Origin of the sequence: Testudinibacter aquarius (assembly GCF_004342725.1) — a bacterium.
GTDB lineage: Bacteria > Pseudomonadota > Gammaproteobacteria > Enterobacterales > Pasteurellaceae > Chelonobacter > Chelonobacter aquarius.
This window is the reverse complement of record NZ_SMCP01000010.1, coordinates 1-15,265: the sequence shown is the minus strand read 5'-3', so window position 1 is coordinate 15,265 and position 15,265 is coordinate 1. Positions and strand designations below refer to the sequence as shown.

15 protein-coding genes, 3 tRNA genes and 1 pseudogene are annotated in these 15,265 nt (G+C 44.0%); 14 read left to right on the top strand and 5 right to left on the bottom strand.

Annotated features, from left to right (window positions below):
• Nucleotides 1-12 precede the first annotated feature (12 nt).
• The 5 genes from rep to EDC16_RS10010 all read left to right on the top strand — a co-directional run bounded on the left by rep (nt 13) and on the right by EDC16_RS10010 (nt 3,025).
• Entirely contained in the window at nt 13-2,031 is a 2,019-nt protein-coding gene (gene rep, locus EDC16_RS10030; protein WP_132967721.1) for a DNA helicase Rep, read from the top strand.
• Between the two features lie 137 nt (nt 2,032-2,168).
• Nucleotides 2,169-2,258 (top strand) — tRNA-Ser (locus EDC16_RS10025).
• 10 nt (nt 2,259-2,268) lie between these two features.
• Nucleotides 2,269-2,345, top strand: a tRNA-Arg gene (locus EDC16_RS10020).
• 66 nt (nt 2,346-2,411) lie between these two features.
• Nucleotides 2,412-2,488 (top strand) — tRNA-Arg (locus tag EDC16_RS10015).
• Nucleotides 2,489-2,539: 51 nt separating this feature from the next.
• The gene (locus EDC16_RS10010; RefSeq protein ID WP_132967720.1) at nt 2,540-3,025 is read left to right on the top strand and encodes a YchJ family protein; all 486 of its coding nucleotides are present in this window, start codon (nt 2,540-2,542) and stop codon (nt 3,023-3,025) included.
• A 99-nt stretch (nt 3,026-3,124) separates the two neighbouring features.
• On the opposite strand, the gene tpiA is transcribed toward EDC16_RS10010, so the two are convergent.
• On the bottom strand, nt 3,125-3,892 hold the full coding sequence (gene tpiA / locus EDC16_RS10005) for a triose-phosphate isomerase (RefSeq protein WP_132967719.1): 768 nt from the start codon (nt 3,890-3,892) through the stop codon (nt 3,125-3,127).
• Nucleotides 3,893-4,087: 195 nt separating this feature from the next.
• Between tpiA and EDC16_RS10000 the strand changes: the two genes are divergently transcribed.
• A complete protein-coding gene (locus EDC16_RS10000; protein ID WP_132967718.1) occupies nt 4,088-4,522 on the top strand; it encodes a GNAT family N-acetyltransferase in 435 nt (144 codons plus the stop codon).
• A gap of 51 nt (nt 4,523-4,573) precedes the next feature.
• Here the strand turns inward: EDC16_RS10000 and rhaS are convergent, their stop codons facing one another.
• On the bottom strand, nt 4,574-5,386 hold the full coding sequence (gene rhaS, locus EDC16_RS09995; RefSeq protein WP_157330506.1) for an HTH-type transcriptional activator RhaS: 813 nt from the start codon (nt 5,384-5,386) through the stop codon (nt 4,574-4,576).
• A 237-nt stretch (nt 5,387-5,623) separates the two neighbouring features.
• On the opposite strand from rhaS, the gene rhaB reads away from it, so the two are divergent.
• The 5 genes from rhaB (at nt 5,624) to rhaM (ending at nt 10,639) form a co-directional block, all read left to right on the top strand.
• Complete coding sequence (gene rhaB, locus EDC16_RS09990) at nt 5,624-7,081, top strand: rhamnulokinase (RefSeq protein ID WP_132967716.1); 1,458 nt, start codon at nt 5,624-5,626, stop codon at nt 7,079-7,081.
• Between the two features lie 18 nt (nt 7,082-7,099).
• Nucleotides 7,100-8,347 carry an L-rhamnose isomerase gene (locus EDC16_RS09985; protein ID WP_132967715.1) on the top strand — a complete coding sequence of 416 codons (1,248 nt, stop codon included), beginning with the start codon at nt 7,100-7,102 and terminating at the stop codon, nt 8,345-8,347.
• 15 nt (nt 8,348-8,362) lie between these two features.
• Nucleotides 8,363-9,181 carry a rhamnulose-1-phosphate aldolase gene (gene rhaD / locus EDC16_RS09980; protein WP_132967714.1) on the top strand — a complete coding sequence of 273 codons (819 nt, stop codon included), beginning with the start codon at nt 8,363-8,365 and terminating at the stop codon, nt 9,179-9,181.
• 90 nt (nt 9,182-9,271) lie between these two features.
• Entirely contained in the window at nt 9,272-10,306 is a 1,035-nt protein-coding gene (gene rhaT, locus EDC16_RS09975) for an L-rhamnose/proton symporter RhaT (RefSeq protein WP_132967713.1), read from the top strand.
• Between the two features lie 18 nt (nt 10,307-10,324).
• On the top strand, nt 10,325-10,639 hold the full coding sequence (gene rhaM, locus EDC16_RS09970) for an L-rhamnose mutarotase (RefSeq protein WP_132967712.1): 315 nt from the start codon (nt 10,325-10,327) through the stop codon (nt 10,637-10,639).
• A gap of 60 nt (nt 10,640-10,699) precedes the next feature.
• Here the strand turns inward: rhaM and proA are convergent, their stop codons facing one another.
• Complete coding sequence (gene proA / locus EDC16_RS09965) at nt 10,700-11,962, bottom strand: glutamate-5-semialdehyde dehydrogenase (RefSeq protein ID WP_132967711.1); 1,263 nt, start codon at nt 11,960-11,962, stop codon at nt 10,700-10,702.
• Between the two features lie 53 nt (nt 11,963-12,015).
• The gene (gene proB, locus EDC16_RS09960) at nt 12,016-13,167 is read right to left on the bottom strand and encodes a glutamate 5-kinase (protein ID WP_132967710.1); all 1,152 of its coding nucleotides are present in this window, start codon (nt 13,165-13,167) and stop codon (nt 12,016-12,018) included.
• A gap of 107 nt (nt 13,168-13,274) precedes the next feature.
• Between proB and EDC16_RS09955 the strand changes: the two genes are divergently transcribed.
• From EDC16_RS09955 to folA, 3 genes are read left to right on the top strand one after another with little or no spacing between them, the layout of a single operon-like run.
• Nucleotides 13,275-14,066 carry a threonine/serine exporter family protein gene (locus EDC16_RS09955; protein ID WP_132967709.1) on the top strand — a complete coding sequence of 264 codons (792 nt, stop codon included), beginning with the start codon at nt 13,275-13,277 and terminating at the stop codon, nt 14,064-14,066.
• A 1-nt stretch (nt 14,067) separates the two neighbouring features.
• Entirely contained in the window at nt 14,068-14,535 is a 468-nt protein-coding gene (locus tag EDC16_RS09950; RefSeq protein WP_132967708.1) for a threonine/serine exporter family protein, read from the top strand.
• A gap of 16 nt (nt 14,536-14,551) precedes the next feature.
• Nucleotides 14,552-15,049 (top strand): type 3 dihydrofolate reductase, encoded by a 498-nt coding sequence (folA, locus tag EDC16_RS09945; protein WP_132967707.1) that lies wholly within the window; start codon nt 14,552-14,554, stop codon nt 15,047-15,049.
• 92 nt (nt 15,050-15,141) lie between these two features.
• Here folA and EDC16_RS09940 read toward each other — a convergent pair.
• Nucleotides 15,142-15,265 (bottom strand): annotated as a pseudogene (locus EDC16_RS09940) (IS110 family transposase); the annotation flags it as partial.

The following is a 15,265-nucleotide window of genomic DNA, read 5'->3' as shown; positions in this document are numbered from 1 at the left end:
ACTTAACAAACGATGAAACTGAACCCACAACAACAAAACGCCGTCGAGTATGTCAACGGGCCTTGTCTGGTATTAGCCGGCGCCGGTTCGGGCAAAACTCGGGTAATTATCAATAAAATCGCCTATTTGATTGAAAAGTGCGGTTATCTGCCGAAGCAGATTGCGGCGGTGACCTTCACCAACAAAGCCGCCCGTGAAATGAAAGAGCGGGTGGCGCATTCGATTGGCAAACAAGCCAGCAAAGGGCTGACAGTTTCCACTTTTCATACGCTAGGTTTTGATATTATCAAACGCGAATACCGCACTTTGGGCTATAAAGCCAACATCACCCTGTTCGATCAGCACGATCAACTGGCGCTGTTGAAAGAGCTGACCGAACCGTATCTCAAAGGCGATAAAGATCTGCTAAACCAGTTGTTAAATACGATTTCTAACTGGAAAAACGATCTGATTCTGCCCGAACGTGCCAAAGGCATTGCCGACGGACAAAAACAGCTGCTGTTTGCGTTGTGCTACGAGCAATATCACAACCAAATCCGTGCTTACAATGCGCTGGATTTTGACGATTTGATTATGCTGCCGACCCTGCTGTTTCAGCAATATCCCGAAGTGCGGTCACGCTGGCAGGAAAAAATCCGCTATCTGTTGGTCGACGAATACCAAGACACCAACACCAGCCAATATGAGCTAATCAAACTGTTGGTCGGCGAACAAGCGCGGTTTACCGTGGTGGGCGACGACGATCAATCGATCTACTCATGGCGTGGTGCACGGCCGCAAAATATGATCCGCCTGCGTGACGACTTCCCGCAACTGGAAGTGGTTAAGTTGGAACAGAATTACCGCTCGACCCAACGCATTTTGCACGCCGCCAATATTTTGATTGATAACAACGATCATGTGTTTGATAAAAAACTGTTTTCTACTTTGGGCGAAGGCGAAAAGTTACATATTTTAGAAGCCAAAAACGAAGAAAACGAAGCCGAGCGGATTGTTGCCGAACTGGTGGCGCACCGTTTTCTGCGTAAAACGCATTATAAAGATTATGCCATTCTGTATCGTGGTAATCACCAAGCTCGACTGTTGGAAAAAATGCTGATGCAAAATCGCATTCCGTACAAAATTTCCGGTGGCACCTCATTTTTTTCGCGTGCCGAAATCAAGGACATGATGGCGTATCTACGTTTGGTCGTGAACCAAGATGACGACGCCGCATTTCTGCGCATTGTGAATACCCCCAAAAGGGAGATTGGCACGGCAACCCTAGAAAAGCTGGGACAACTGGCGCAAGAAAAGCATATCAGCCTGTTTGCAGCTGTGTTTGAATTTGAGCTGATCCAACGCCTCACCCCACGCGCCTATCAAGCATTGCAAAATTTCGCCCGCTGGATTGTCGAGCTGAATGATCAAGCGCTACGCAACGAACCGGAAAGTGCGGTACGTGGGATGTTGTCCGCCTTGCAATATCAAGAATACCTGTTTGAACATGCCGCCAGCCCAGCACAGGCAGAAATGCAAAGCAAAAACGTGGCGACCCTGTTCGAGTGGGTTGCCGGTATGCTGCGCGGCGATGAATATAACGAAGCCATGACCTTGAATCAGGTGGTAACACGCTTAACACTGCGAGATATGCTGGAACGTGGCGAAGAGGACGACGCAAGCGATCAGGTACAGTTAATGACCTTGCACGCCTCCAAAGGGCTGGAATTTCCGTATGTTTATCTGGTCGGCATGGAAGAAGGTATTTTGCCGCACCAAACCAGTATCGATGAAGACAACGTGGAAGAAGAGCGACGTCTAGCCTATGTCGGCATCACCCGTGCGCAACAGGAGCTGACATTTTCCTTATGCAAAGAGCGGCGCCAATACGGCGAGCTGATCCGTCCTGAACCTAGCCGTTTTCTGTTGGAGTTGCCACAAAGTGATTTACTGTGGGAGCGAGATAAACCGCCAGTGACCACACAACAAATAGAACAAAAAACCACCAACCATGTTGCTAATTTGAAAGCCATGCTGCAACGCAAGCGTTAACACCGACCGCACTTTCAGCGAGAATTGCTTGCAAATCAAGCAAACAACTACAAAACCAAGGCAAAAGTGCGGTTCTGGTAAAAAAAGCCATTGACATATTTTTCGAAAACCGTATTATGTGCGCTCAAACCAATTGCGGTGAGATGGCCGAGAGGCTGAAGGCGCACCCCTGCTAAGGGTGTATATGGGAAACTGTATCGAGGGTTCGAATCCCTCTCTCACCGCCATTTGCTCTGTGCATCCGTAGCTCAGCTGGATAGAGTACTCGGCTACGAACCGAGCGGTCAGAGGTTCGAATCCTCTCGGATGCGCCATTTTAATCCTTACTCTGGTTAAAATGTAACAAGACAATATGACAGGTTAATCAAAAACGAAACGACGCATCCGTAGCTCAGCTGGATAGAGTACTCGGCTACGAACCGAGCGGTCAGAGGTTCGAATCCTCTCGGATGCGCCATTTTTTCTTTTTCTATTCCCGATTTCATCAAATCTTGTATTTATCACTTTTATGTCAATATTTTCTATTGATTTACCCTGTCCTTGCCAATCAGGTCAATCTTATCAAGATTGCTGCGCCCCCTTACATCAACAAAAAAGCGTGGCACAAAATGCAGAACAACTGATGCGTTCACGTTACGCCGCTTATACATTGCAAAATATTGACTATCTGGTTGCCACCACGGTTCCCTCACAGCAACCGCACTTGGATCCAACCGCCATGCTGCAATGGGCGCAGCAAACCCAATGGACAGGGCTTGAAATTATGCAACACCTGCCAAAAATCGGCAAAATTCATGCGCAAGTCGAATTTAAGGCGTTTTATCATACTGCAGCGGGCAAACAAGCCCACCACGAACTTTCAACCTTTGTTAAAATTGACGGGCGTTGGTACTTTCTGGATCCGACCTTAGAACATTATACAAGCATGAAACAGCCTTGCTTATGCGGCTCAGGTAAAAAATTTAAACAGTGCTGTGCCATGTTTTTACGCTAACTGTTTCTACGCTAAAAATACACCGCAAACAAAAAACCGAATCCTGCCCGCAGCGATTCGGTTTTGTTTTTGGCTTAAAGTGCGGTCAAACCGCCTAAATTAACTTTTGGCTTTTTCTGCCGCTTTCACGATCACCGCAAACGCTGGCGCTTTCAAAGAAGCACCGCCAACCAACGCGCCGTCGATATCCGGTTGGGTAAACAATTCTGCGGCATTGGCATCATTCACTGAGCCGCCGTATTGCAGAATCACTTGTTCAGCCACCGCTTTGTCTTGTTTGGCGATATGATCACGGATAAATTTATGTACCGCTTGCGCTTGCGCCGGAGTGGCGGATTTGCCGGTGCCGATCGCCCAGACCGGTTCGTAAGCAATTACTGCACCGTTGAAGGCTTCTGCGCCTAAGCTGTTCAGCACCGCATCAATTTGACGGGCACAGACGGCTTCGGTTTGACCCGCTTCGTTTTCGGCTTCGGTTTCGCCGATGCACAATACCGGAATCAAGCCCGCCGCTTTCAGTGCCGCAAATTTTTTGGCAATGAATTCATCACTTTCTTTGTGGTAAGTGCGGCGCTCAGAGTGACCGATAATAATATATTTTGCGCCAAAATCTTTTAACATCTCGGTGGAAATATCACCCGTGAATGCGCCGGAAACATTGGTATCCACATTTTGTGCACCCAACACGATGTTGCTGCCTTGCAGAGCGGCTTCCGCTTCCGCCAGATACATCAACGGTGGTGCGATTGCCACATCACAGCCTTTGACCTCAGCCAATTCCGTTTTCAAACCGGCGATCAATTCGCGGGTCATTGCTTTGCTACCGTTTAATTTCCAGTTACCCATCACTAAAGGACGACGTGCCATTTTTTGCTCCTTGCAAACTTAAGGTTAATAAATAAAAAGTGTTTCCACTATAGCAAAATTGGCTTTGAATTGCTTTTTATAAGCGAAAAAATTTCGGACTTTTTACTTTTTTGTTGTTTTTTATTTAACAACAGATGATTCTTGCTTATAAAAACGCTACAATTCGCTACAGAAATGGTTAATTTAGAGGCAATTATGCGGATATTTAAAGCCGAATTATGGAATCTTGAACTGATTTTACCCTTGTTTGAACAATATCGCTGCGAACAGGGAATGAGCGAAAATGCAGAGCGGGCGCTGAGTTTCTTGGCAAACCGTATCCGCTTCAGCGAAAGTATTCTGTTTATTGCCATTGATGATCAACAACAAGCCGTCGGCTTTGTGCAACTCTACCCCCGCCTCTCCTCATTACGCCTGCAACGCTATTGGCAACTGACCGATATTTTCGCTGCTGACAACGCCCAACGGCAACATATTATGCAAGCACTGCTACAAAAGAGCCGCGACTTTGTCAGCTTTACCCAAAGTAATCTATTGGTGGTGGAAAGCACACCACAACAACGGGAATTTTGGCAAGAACAGGGATTTAAACTTAACCCGAATAAAGGGGTGTTTGAGGTTAGACTATAATAATGTCATAAGGTATAAAAGCACTTCAGTATATGCTTTTTGGCAATATAATTAATACTTAACAGCTCTTAATTCTCTCGGACACAATTTAAACTCTTGCTTAAAACAAGTAGAAAAATAACCGCTGTCATTAAAACCACTGTCATATGCAATATCAGTGATCGCCTGATCAGTGTAGCGAATTTGATAATAGGCATAAGATAAGCGCAATCTATTTAGATAATTTTGTGGGGTTTCACCCGTTTGATCTTTAATATACCGATGCAAACTACGAAGTGACAAGGAAAATTGTTCAGCAAGTTGTTCCCAGTTTACCGGTTCATTAAAATTGTGAGCTAGATAATGCAGTAGCTGTGTGCCTTTCTCCATTACGGTACCAATTCCATGATCACTAAATTGATTGCGTTGTAATAAAGACAATAATTGGAAAAAATAACTTTCTTGCTCGATAATATTATATTTTGATGAATCTGATAATACATCAATCAAAGGCAATAGATTTGCCAATTGTTTTTTATTAATCACTTGATAATTAGACTTTTCAGGTTTAATCGTCTTTAATAATGAGTTAATATTATGAATAAAATGAAAATTATCTAACGAACGAAACAAGATATTAGTTAAATGCAACCCGCTCACATTTTCATATAAATGGTGATCTTTCGCTTCTACATATAAAACCATCCCCGCATACAACTCTTGCGGGTAACCATTAAAGATATGTCGTCCCTTACCATTTGTCACTAGGACAATCTCGTCAAAATCATGATGTGTATGCTCAGGAAAATTATCTTGTGGCGCTCTAGGCTCAATACTAAGCGACTGAGAACTTTGATGAAAAAATTCTTTTGCATATAACTTCATTATCATTATTCCCCCTTAAAAACTCAAATTTCAAAAAATCACTTGCAATAAATTATGACAATATCTAATCAATGCACCAGCTGATTTCAAACTTATCCAAGACTACTTTTCAAATTCGTGATCTCTCGCACATACACTTTGAATATTTTGCCAAGTTTTTCTAACACCGGCAGCCAAGCTAATGTTCATACATCTATCTTTCGCTAGACTAAACTTAATTAAATAAAGGAGTAATGTATGGTGAATTTAAATATTGCCGCCATTGATTTAGGCGCCTCTAGCGGACGCGTTATGCTGGCTACTTATCAAGTAGAAAACCAACAAATTAGCTTGCAAGAAATTCATCGTTTCAAAAATCAACTTAATCATCGGAATGGGCATGATTGTTGGGATTTATCTTATTTGGAACATGAAATTATCACTGGTTTAAATAAAATTATTGGGAAAGATATTGTACTGCATAGTATCGGTATCGACACTTGGGGGGTTGATTACGTATTACTCAATAAACATGGCGAAATTCTAGGTGATAGCTACGCCTATAGAGATGCTAGAACCGAGGGCATTATGCCGCAAGTGCAACAAAATTTGAGTAAAGAAAAGATTTATCAAAAAACAGGCATTCAATTCCTTACCTTCAATACGCTTTATCAACTCAAAGCCATGATGAACGATAAACCAAATTGGTTAGAGGATGTCACTGATTTTATCATGGTACCTGATTATTTGAACTACCGTTTAACCGGCGTGCTTAATCGTGAATACACCAATGCCACCACAACACAACTAGTAAATGTCAATACCGATAATTGGGACACCGAACTTTTAGATTATTTAAATATTCCGGTAAGTTGGTTCGGGCAAATTCGCCACCCCGGTCATAAAGTTGGTAATTGGCAGCAAAATGATCAAATCATATCAGTTATGTCCGTTGCCAGCCATGATACCGCAAGTGCGGTCATCGCCAGCCCATTATCTGATGAATATAGTGCCTACCTTTGTTCCGGCACTTGGTCATTAATGGGACTTGATCGTAAACAAGTTTGTAATGACAGCCATGCAATGCATGCAAATATTACAAATGAAGGCGGAATCGATGGCCACTACCGTATTTTAAAAAATATTATGGGATTATGGTTGTTCCAACGTTTATGTACGGAACGCCAAATTACCGATATTCCTGCATTAGTGCAACAAGCAAGTCAGGAACAAGCATTTCGCAGTTTAATTAATCCAAATAATGCCGTTTTCTTAAACCCAAATTCAATGGTTGAAGCCATCCAACAATATTGCCAACTACATAATCAACCAACCCCTACCACAACAGCTCAATTAGCGCGCTGTATTTTTGACAGCTTAGCCATGCTATATCGCCAAGTAGCCGAAGAACTTGCCAAGTTGCAACATCATCCTATATCGCATTTACATATCGTCGGCGGAGGAAGTCAAAATACATTTCTTAACCAATTATGTGCTGATATTTGCGGTATAGATGTTATTGCTGGCCCGATTGAAGCCTCTGTGCTAGGCAATATTGGCTGCCAATTAATGGCATTGGATCAAATTCATACCGTAAAAGAATTCCGCAATATTGTAACCAAAAACTTCCCATTAAAACATTTTAAATTTCAACCGCACTTTGCGAATTCCGATTTCGTAAAACGCAAATGGCAAGAATTTTCCCAACTAAATTAATTAAAAGAGGACGTTATTATGAGTATTCAACAAGCCTATGAACTTGCAAAACAACAATTTGCTGACTTTGACATTGATACCGAAGCGGCAATGACATTATTAGATCAACTTCCGGTTTCCATTCATTGCTGGCAAGGGGACGATGTTGGCGGTTTTGAACAGCTCGGCGGGGATTTAACCGGTGGGATTCAAGCGACGGGTAATTATCCGGGCAAAGCAAAAACACCGAGTGAGCTAAGAGCCGATCTTGATTTAGCTATCAGCTTAATCCCGGGAGCAAAACGTTTAAATTTACATGCTTCTTATTTGGAAGCCGAATCTAAAATTGAACGGAATGAAGTCAAGCCTGAACATTTTAAAAACTGGGTGGAATGGGCAAAACAAAACCAAATGGGATTAGATTTCAATCCAACTTATTTCTCACACCCGTTAAGTGCTGAAGCAACACTATCTCACCCAAATAAAGATATTCGTAATTTTTGGATTGAACATGGCAAAGCAAGTCGAAAAATATCCGAATATTTTGGAAAAGAATTAGGTACGGCTTCCGTAATGAATATTTGGATCCCTGATGGCAGCAAGGATCTTGTCATTGATAAAGCCGCGCCACGTCAGCGTTTAGTCGAATCTTTAGATGAAATTATCAAGGAAAAAATTGATCCTAAGTATCATTTAGATGCCGTTGAAAGCAAGCTGTTTGGTATTGGGTTAGAGTCCTACACCGTCGGTTCGAATGAATTTTATGTCGCTTATGCAACTTCCCGTAAAACCGCACTTTGCTTAGATGCGGGACATTATCATCCGACGGAAACCATTTCCGATAAAATTTCTGCCGTTATGCCGTTTGTAGAACACCTATTACTGCATGTTAGCCGCCCTGTCCGTTGGGATAGCGATCATGTTGTACTACTCGATGATGAAACTCAAGCTATCGCCAATGAAATTATTCGCAACAAACTATTTAATCGTGTTCACATCGGATTGGACTTCTTTGATGCTTCGATTAATCGGATTGCCGCTTGGGTTATCGGTACTAGAAATATGAAAAAAGCGTTATTAAAAGCATTATTAGAGCCGATTACCGCACTTCGTCAAGCTGAAGAAAAACGTGATTTCACCACTCGTTTAGCACTACTGGAAGAAGAAAAGTCACTTCCTTGGCAGGCAGTTTGGAATATTTACTGTGAACGCCATAACGTACCGGTCGGTAGCCGTTGGCTGGCGGATATTCGTCACTATGAAAATAACGTATTGAACCAACGTTAATAAAGGAAAAAAACTATGCAAAATATTATTTCATCATGGTTTGTACAAGGCATGATCAAGGCAACTCACGATATGTGGCTAAAAGGTTGGGATGAGCGTAACGGTGGTAACGTCAGTTTACGCTTACTCGATAGTGATGTAGAACCTTACCTGTCTGAATTTAATACTAAACCTCATCATATTGCATTAACACAAGATGTCTCCGCATTGGCTGGACAGTATTTTATCGTAACCGGCTCGGGTAAATTTTTCCGCAATATCATTTTAGATCCAGCCGATAACCTTGCCGTTGTTCAGGTAGATGAACAGGGTAAAGGTTATTACATTCAATGGGGATTAATCAACGGAGGCGTCGCAACCTCCGAATTAGCCGCCCATTTACAATCCCATATCGTAAGAGTGCAAAAAACAGACGGTAAAGATCGCGTTGTTATGCACTGCCATGCCACAAATTTGATCGCACTGACTTATGTTTTGCCATTAGATAGCAAAGTCTTTACTCACGAACTATGGCAAATGAGCACTGAATGTTTAGTGGTATTTCCCGAGGGAATAGGCATATTGCCTTGGCTTGTACCGGGGAAAGATGAAATCGGTTATGCCACTGCTGAAAAAATGAAATCTCACTCACTTGTCCTCTGGGCATTCCACGGTGTATTTGGCGCTGGTGCAACTTTAGATGAAGCATTCGGCTTAATTGATACGGCTGAAAAGTCAGCAGAAATTTTAGTCAAAGTAATGGCTATGGGCGGACGCAAACAAGGTATTACCAATGATGAGTTCAAACTATTGGCAGAACGTTTCGACGTAATACCAATGGACGGAGTCTTGTAGTTCTATCTTTCAAAAAATCAACCGCACTTTTTAATTCATTATCACATAAAAGTGCGGTGCAAAAATCTCATCTTTTAAAGGAGAAGCCACATGGGTAGTTCAATTTTTTTAGGTATATTTTGGCATTTTATTGGTGCAACCTCTGCAGCCTGCTTCTATGCACCGTTAAAAAAAGTAACAAACTGGTCTTGGGAAACAATGTGGGCAGTCGCCGGTCTATTCTCTTGGATACTGCTGCCTTGGGGAATCAGTTATTGGCTATTACCTGATTTCTCCGCCTACTATGCTTCATTTAGCAGCAATATATTAATCCCGGTATTCCTATTCGGTGCCATGTGGGGTATTGGCAATATCGGCTACGGATTAACGATGCGTTATCTTGGCATGTCGATGGGAATTGGTATTGCTATCGGTATCACCCTAATTTTCGGTACCTTAATGACTCCAATTTTACAAGGACGATTTGGAGAGTTATTGGCTTCTACCGGTGGAAAAATGACATTAATCGGCGTTTTGGTTGCTTTGGTTGGCGTTGCTGTTGTTTCCTATGCTGGATTGCTGAAAGAGCGCGTTAGTGGTATTGCAGCCGAAGAATTCAATTTAAAAAATGGGTTAATTTTAGCAATTATGTGCGGTATTTTCTCCGCAGGTATGTCATTTGCTATGGCAGCTGCAGTACCAATGCATGAATCTGCTGCTCAACTGGGGGTTGACCCACTTTATGTTGCTTTACCAAGCTATGTTGTGATTATGGGAGGAGGCGCAATTATCAATCTTGGTTATTGTATTATTCGTTTAATCATTAAACCAGAACTGTCTTTCCGCAAAGATATGAGCGTAACTAAAAACCTATTAATCAGTAATGCATTATTTGCTGCTCTTGGCGGAATTATGTGGTACTTCCAATTTTTCTTTTACGCTTGGGGACATGCAAATATTCCTGCTGATTACGGCTTTATGAGCTGGATGTTACATATGAGTTTTTATGTCCTATGCGGCGGTATCGTTGGGTTAATCCTCAAAGAGTGGAAGAACACAGGCACTAAACCAGTGCGTGTACTTTGTATCGGCTGTTTAATCATCGTATTAGCCGCCAATATTGTTGGTTTAGGTATGGCAAACTAAGTTCATAAGGATTACACAATGATAAGAAAAGGTATCTTAATGCATGTCAATCCCGATTGCCATGCAGAATATAAAAAACGTCATGATGAAATTTTCCCTGAGTTAATCAAAGAGCTTAAGGAACACGGCGCACACCATTATTCAATATTCTTAGACAAAAAGCGTAATTTATTGTTCGGTTATGTCGAAATTGAGTCAGAAGAACGTTGGGAGCAAGTAGCACAAACAACGGCTTGTCAAAAGTGGTGGGGCTTTATGAAAGACATCATGCCATCTAATCCGGACAATAGCCCTATAACTCAAGAACTAGAGCAAGTATTTTATCTGGAGTAAGATAACAAGCACTATATAAAATAAACCACTTCAAGTTAAGAAGTGGTTTATTATCTTTTACTAGCTCCGGCTCAAATAATCCCCATAACACACCCACTTATAAGTGGTTAGGGCTTCCAAGCCCATTGGGCCGCGGGCGTGCAGTTTTTGGGTGCTGACTGCCACTTCGGCGCCTAAGCCGAATTGCGCGCCGTCGGTGAAACGGGTGCTGGCGTTGACATACACAGTTGCCGAATCCACTTGATTAACAAACTGGCGTGCTAAGGCTTGCGATTCGGTGAGAATGCCGTCGGAATGGTGGCTGCCGTATTCTTGAATATGGGCAATCGCCTGTTGAATATCCTCGACAATCATCACATTCATATTGTTACACAACGCTTCGTTACGCAAGCTGTCGTCGCTGACCGCACTGACTTCTGCGCCGTTTTGCTGTAATAACGGCAACGCTTGCTCATCGGCAAAATAGTGGACGTTTTTGTCGGCAAGTTGTTGCACCAAGTGCGGTATAAATTCGGCGGCGATATTGCGTTGCAGCAACAGGGTTTCCAATGAATTACAGGCACTTGGACGTTGGGTTTTCGCATTATCAATCAACGCTAAGGCGCGGTTGCGATCCGCACTTTGCTCGACAAACAGATGGCAAATGCCGATGCCGCCGACAATCACCGGAATGGTTGAATTCTCTTTGCACAGTTGGTGCAAGCCTGCGCCGCCACGAGGGATAATCATGTCCACATAGCGATCCATTTTCAGCAGCTGCATCACCAAAGTGCGGTCAGGATCGATAATCGCCTGCACGGCTTCGCCCGGCAAACCGACTTGTTGCAATGCCTGTTGCACCACTTGCAGCAATACTTGGTTGGTATGACGGGTCTCCTTGCCACCACGCAAAATCACGGCATTACCGGTTTTCAAACACAGCGAGGCGACATCAATGGTGACATTCGGGCGGGCTTCATAAATGGTTGCCACCACCCCCAATGGCACGCGTACTCTCTGAATCGAGAGTCCGCTGTCCAAGGTACCGCCGTCGATCACCTTGCCAACCGGATCGGCAAGCGTGATCACATGACGCACATCATCGGCAATACCTTTTAAACGGGCTGGCGTCAGCAATAATCGGTCAATAATTGCGGCACTGATTCCCTGCGCTTCGGCATTGGCAATATCAATCGCATTCGCCGCCAGAATCTCGGCTTCTCGGGTTTCTAACTGCTCGGCAATCACCCGCAGCGCTTGGTTTTTTTCCGCACTAGATAACTGCGCCAATGCAAACGCCGCCTGCTTGGCTTTTTTCCCCATATCCACTAAATTGATTGTCATTTTTATATCCTTTTCTACTTCTACTCTCTTTTCCAACTCCACTATACCGTTTTTTAGACCGAGAGAATCACCATATCGTCACGGTGAATAGCCACCGCCCCATATTCATATCCGAGCGTTACTGCGATATCTGCCGATTTTTTGCCTTTGATCAGCTCCAGTGCGTCACTGTTATAACAAGCCACCCCGATCGCAATATCTTTACCTTGCTGCGTACGAATCCGCACGACTTCGCCGCGCGAGAAACGTCCTTCGATTTGTACGATGCCGGCAGGCAGCAAAGAACGATATTTCTCCAAAACCGCACTTTCAGCCCCTTGATCAATCACCAGTGTGCCGGCTGACGGGGCGGCAAACAACCACTGTTTACGACTTTGCAATGGCGAAAGCAGCGCTTTGAATTTGGTGCCGATCGCTTTGTCTTGCACTAAATCGAGGATCACATTGTCTTGACTGCCCGGTGCGATAATCGTTTCGATGCCGGAGCGGGTGGCAATATCCGCAGCGGTGATTTTGGTGCTCATGCCGCCAGTACCCAAACCAGACACACTGCCGCCGGCAATTGAACGGATATGATCGGTGATTTTATCTACTTGCACAATCAGTTTTGCCGCCGGATTAGCGCGCGGATCACTGTCGAATAAGCCTTGTTGGTCAGTTAATAAATAGAGCTGATCCGCATTCGCCAAAATCGCCACTAATGCCGATAGATTATCGTTATCACCGACTTTGATTTCCGCTGTTGCCACGGCATCATTTTCATTAATAATCGGAATAATTTGGTTATCCAGCAACGCATTCAGGGTGTCACGCGCATTCAGAAAACGTTCGCGATCTTCCAAATCAGCACGGGTCAACAGCATTTGTCCGATATAAATATCGTAAATTTCAAACAGTTGCTCCCACGCTTGAATCAACTGACTTTGTCCCACTGCCGCCAGCAGCTGTTTCGAGGCAATGGTCGGCGGCAATTGCGGATGGTTCAAATAGTGCCGTCCCGCTGCCATGGCACCAGAGGTGACAATCACTACCCGATGTCCTAGCTGCTGCAATTGTGCGCACTGGCGCACGATATTGAGTAAGTGTGGTCGATTGAGCTTGGGCGAACCTTGGGTTAAAACGCTGGTACCGAATTTCAGCACAATGGTTTTTTGCTCTCGCTTAGCTTTTTGCTCCAGCTTGTCAGAATGCGAATGTTTTTGCATGATTATTGATCTACAATAAATAAAAAAATGATGATTACGTTACCATTAATCCGACGAAAAATCATTTAATAAAATGTCTTTTGTTTGTCGTTTTACTCGGAGAAATCATGTCGATAAACGTTACCACATCTGACCATAGTGAACAGCAGGAGATCACCCGCCTTTGTGTGCATACCGCACTTTTACTGCTGCAACACGGTGCCGAAAGCACTCTGGTCGGTCAAATCGCTGCGCGTCTGGGCAAGGCGCTAGGGGTGGAAAGCGTAGAGGTGGCACTCACCGCCAATGCTATAGTACTGACCACCTTGCACCAAGGGCATTGCATTACTACAGCTCGTCGCAATCAAGATCGCGGTATCAATATGCATGTGGTCACTGAAGTACAGCATATTGTGATTGCCGCCGAACATAAAATCTACGACAGTTATACCGTGCGCAGAAAACTACAAGCAATTAAACCGCTAAAATATAACCGTTATTATGTGTTACTGATGGTTGGGCTGTCCTGTGCCTCGTTTGCCCATCTTGCCGGCGGCGATGCGCTAATCTGCCTGATCACTTTTTTGGCAGCCTGTGCAGCGATGTTGGTACGGCAGGAACTGGCAATGCGTCACTACAATCCGATCATTGTGTTTGCCTGTACCGCATTTGTGGCAACTTGCATTTCCGGCTTATCGTTACGTTTCGGTTTAGGCAACGATCCGCAAGTTGCGATTGCATCGAGCGTATTGCTGCTGGTGCCGGGCTTCCCGTTTATCAATGCACTGTCGGATATTCTGAAAGGCTACACCAATATGGGGATTGGACGTTGGGCACTAGCCACCGTGTTGACCTTTGGTGCTTGTATTGGCATTGTGTTTGCCTTGAGCCTACTGAATATTCAACAATGGGGAGGCTGAGATGGATCTGCTGCTCATTTTGCTGGACGATATGTTTTTTTCCGCCATTCCGGCGATCGGTTTCGCACTGTTGTTTAATGTGCCACAAAATGCGCTGAAATACTGTGCACTGCTCGGGGCACTAGGGCATGGTTTTCGTAAATTGTTGTTACTCACCATTGATATGCCGTTGGTGTTTGCCACATTCTTTGCAGCAGCACTGATCGGTTTTATCGGCGTTTATCTGTCACAGCGCTATTTGGCACACCCAAAAGTGTTCACCGTGGCAGCGATTATTCCGATGATTCCCGGCGTATTTGCCTACAAAGCGATGATCGCCGTTGTGCAAATTCACCATATCGGCTATTCTGAAGCCCTGTTCCAACAAGCCGTTGATAATTTTGTCAAATCCGGTTTTATTCTTGGCGCATTGGCTTTCGGCTTGGCGTTGCCTGGCTTGCTGTTCTACCGCCAGCGCCCTGTTATTTAGTGATAGGATCCGAATTATGCAAATCAGTCTGATCGTCGCTTTCACCCAAAATCGGGTAATCGGCAGAGATAATCAAATGCCATGGCATTTACCGCGTGATTTAGCGTGGTTTAAACGCAATACCCTGAACAAGCCGGTGATAATGGGGCGCAAAACCTTTGAATCGATTGGTCGCCCGTTGCCGAACCGCACTAACATTGTGTTGTCACGCCAGCCGTTTGTGTATGACGGCGTGCAATGGGCAAACAGCCTACAAACCGCACTTGGCTTGTGTGAAACGGCTGACGAGGTGATGATTATTGGCGGCGGCGAACTGTTTAAACAGAGCCTGCCGTTGGCAGACAAATTGTATTTAACTGAAATCCAAACCGCACTTGACGGCGATACTTTTTTTCCGACGCTTGATTTAAATGACTGGAATATTGTGGAAGACGAACTAGCAACTGCCGATGATAAAAATGCTTATGCTTGTCGATTTTTGATCTTAGAGCGAACAAACAAAACGGGGCGATAGCGCCCCGGTTTAGACTGCTGACAAAGGTTAAAATACACGATAAATATTGTAAAAGTAGCAATTGTGTTTCCTATTTTTTTGGAAACACATTTTTAACCCACAGATACTGTGGATAAATGGTGTGTAGCGTCCCATTTCTCATTACGTTTTACTAACGCATTGATAATGGTTAACAGTTTCCGCATACATGCCGTTAATGCAATTTTTTTCGCTTTG

Coding starts and splice junctions, on each gene's coding strand:
- rep (WP_132967721.1), top strand. CDS start 13: ATGAAACTGAACCCACAACAACAAAACGCCGTCGAGTATGTCAACGGG.
- EDC16_RS10010 (WP_132967720.1), top strand. CDS start 2,540: ATGTCAATATTTTCTATTGATTTACCCTGTCCTTGCCAATCAGGTCAA.
- tpiA (WP_132967719.1), bottom strand. CDS start 3,892: ATGGCACGTCGTCCTTTAGTGATGGGTAACTGGAAATTAAACGGTAGC.
- EDC16_RS10000 (WP_132967718.1), top strand. CDS start 4,088: ATGCGGATATTTAAAGCCGAATTATGGAATCTTGAACTGATTTTACCC.
- rhaS (WP_157330506.1), bottom strand. CDS start 5,386: ATGAAGTTATATGCAAAAGAATTTTTTCATCAAAGTTCTCAGTCGCTT.
- rhaB (WP_132967716.1), top strand. CDS start 5,624: ATGGTGAATTTAAATATTGCCGCCATTGATTTAGGCGCCTCTAGCGGA.
- EDC16_RS09985 (WP_132967715.1), top strand. CDS start 7,100: ATGAGTATTCAACAAGCCTATGAACTTGCAAAACAACAATTTGCTGAC.
- rhaD (WP_132967714.1), top strand. CDS start 8,363: ATGCAAAATATTATTTCATCATGGTTTGTACAAGGCATGATCAAGGCA.
- rhaT (WP_132967713.1), top strand. CDS start 9,272: ATGGGTAGTTCAATTTTTTTAGGTATATTTTGGCATTTTATTGGTGCA.
- rhaM (WP_132967712.1), top strand. CDS start 10,325: ATGATAAGAAAAGGTATCTTAATGCATGTCAATCCCGATTGCCATGCA.
- proA (WP_132967711.1), bottom strand. CDS start 11,962: ATGACAATCAATTTAGTGGATATGGGGAAAAAAGCCAAGCAGGCGGCG.
- proB (WP_132967710.1), bottom strand. CDS start 13,167: ATGCAAAAACATTCGCATTCTGACAAGCTGGAGCAAAAAGCTAAGCGA.
- EDC16_RS09955 (WP_132967709.1), top strand. CDS start 13,275: ATGTCGATAAACGTTACCACATCTGACCATAGTGAACAGCAGGAGATC.
- EDC16_RS09950 (WP_132967708.1), top strand. CDS start 14,068: ATGGATCTGCTGCTCATTTTGCTGGACGATATGTTTTTTTCCGCCATT.
- folA (WP_132967707.1), top strand. CDS start 14,552: ATGCAAATCAGTCTGATCGTCGCTTTCACCCAAAATCGGGTAATCGGC.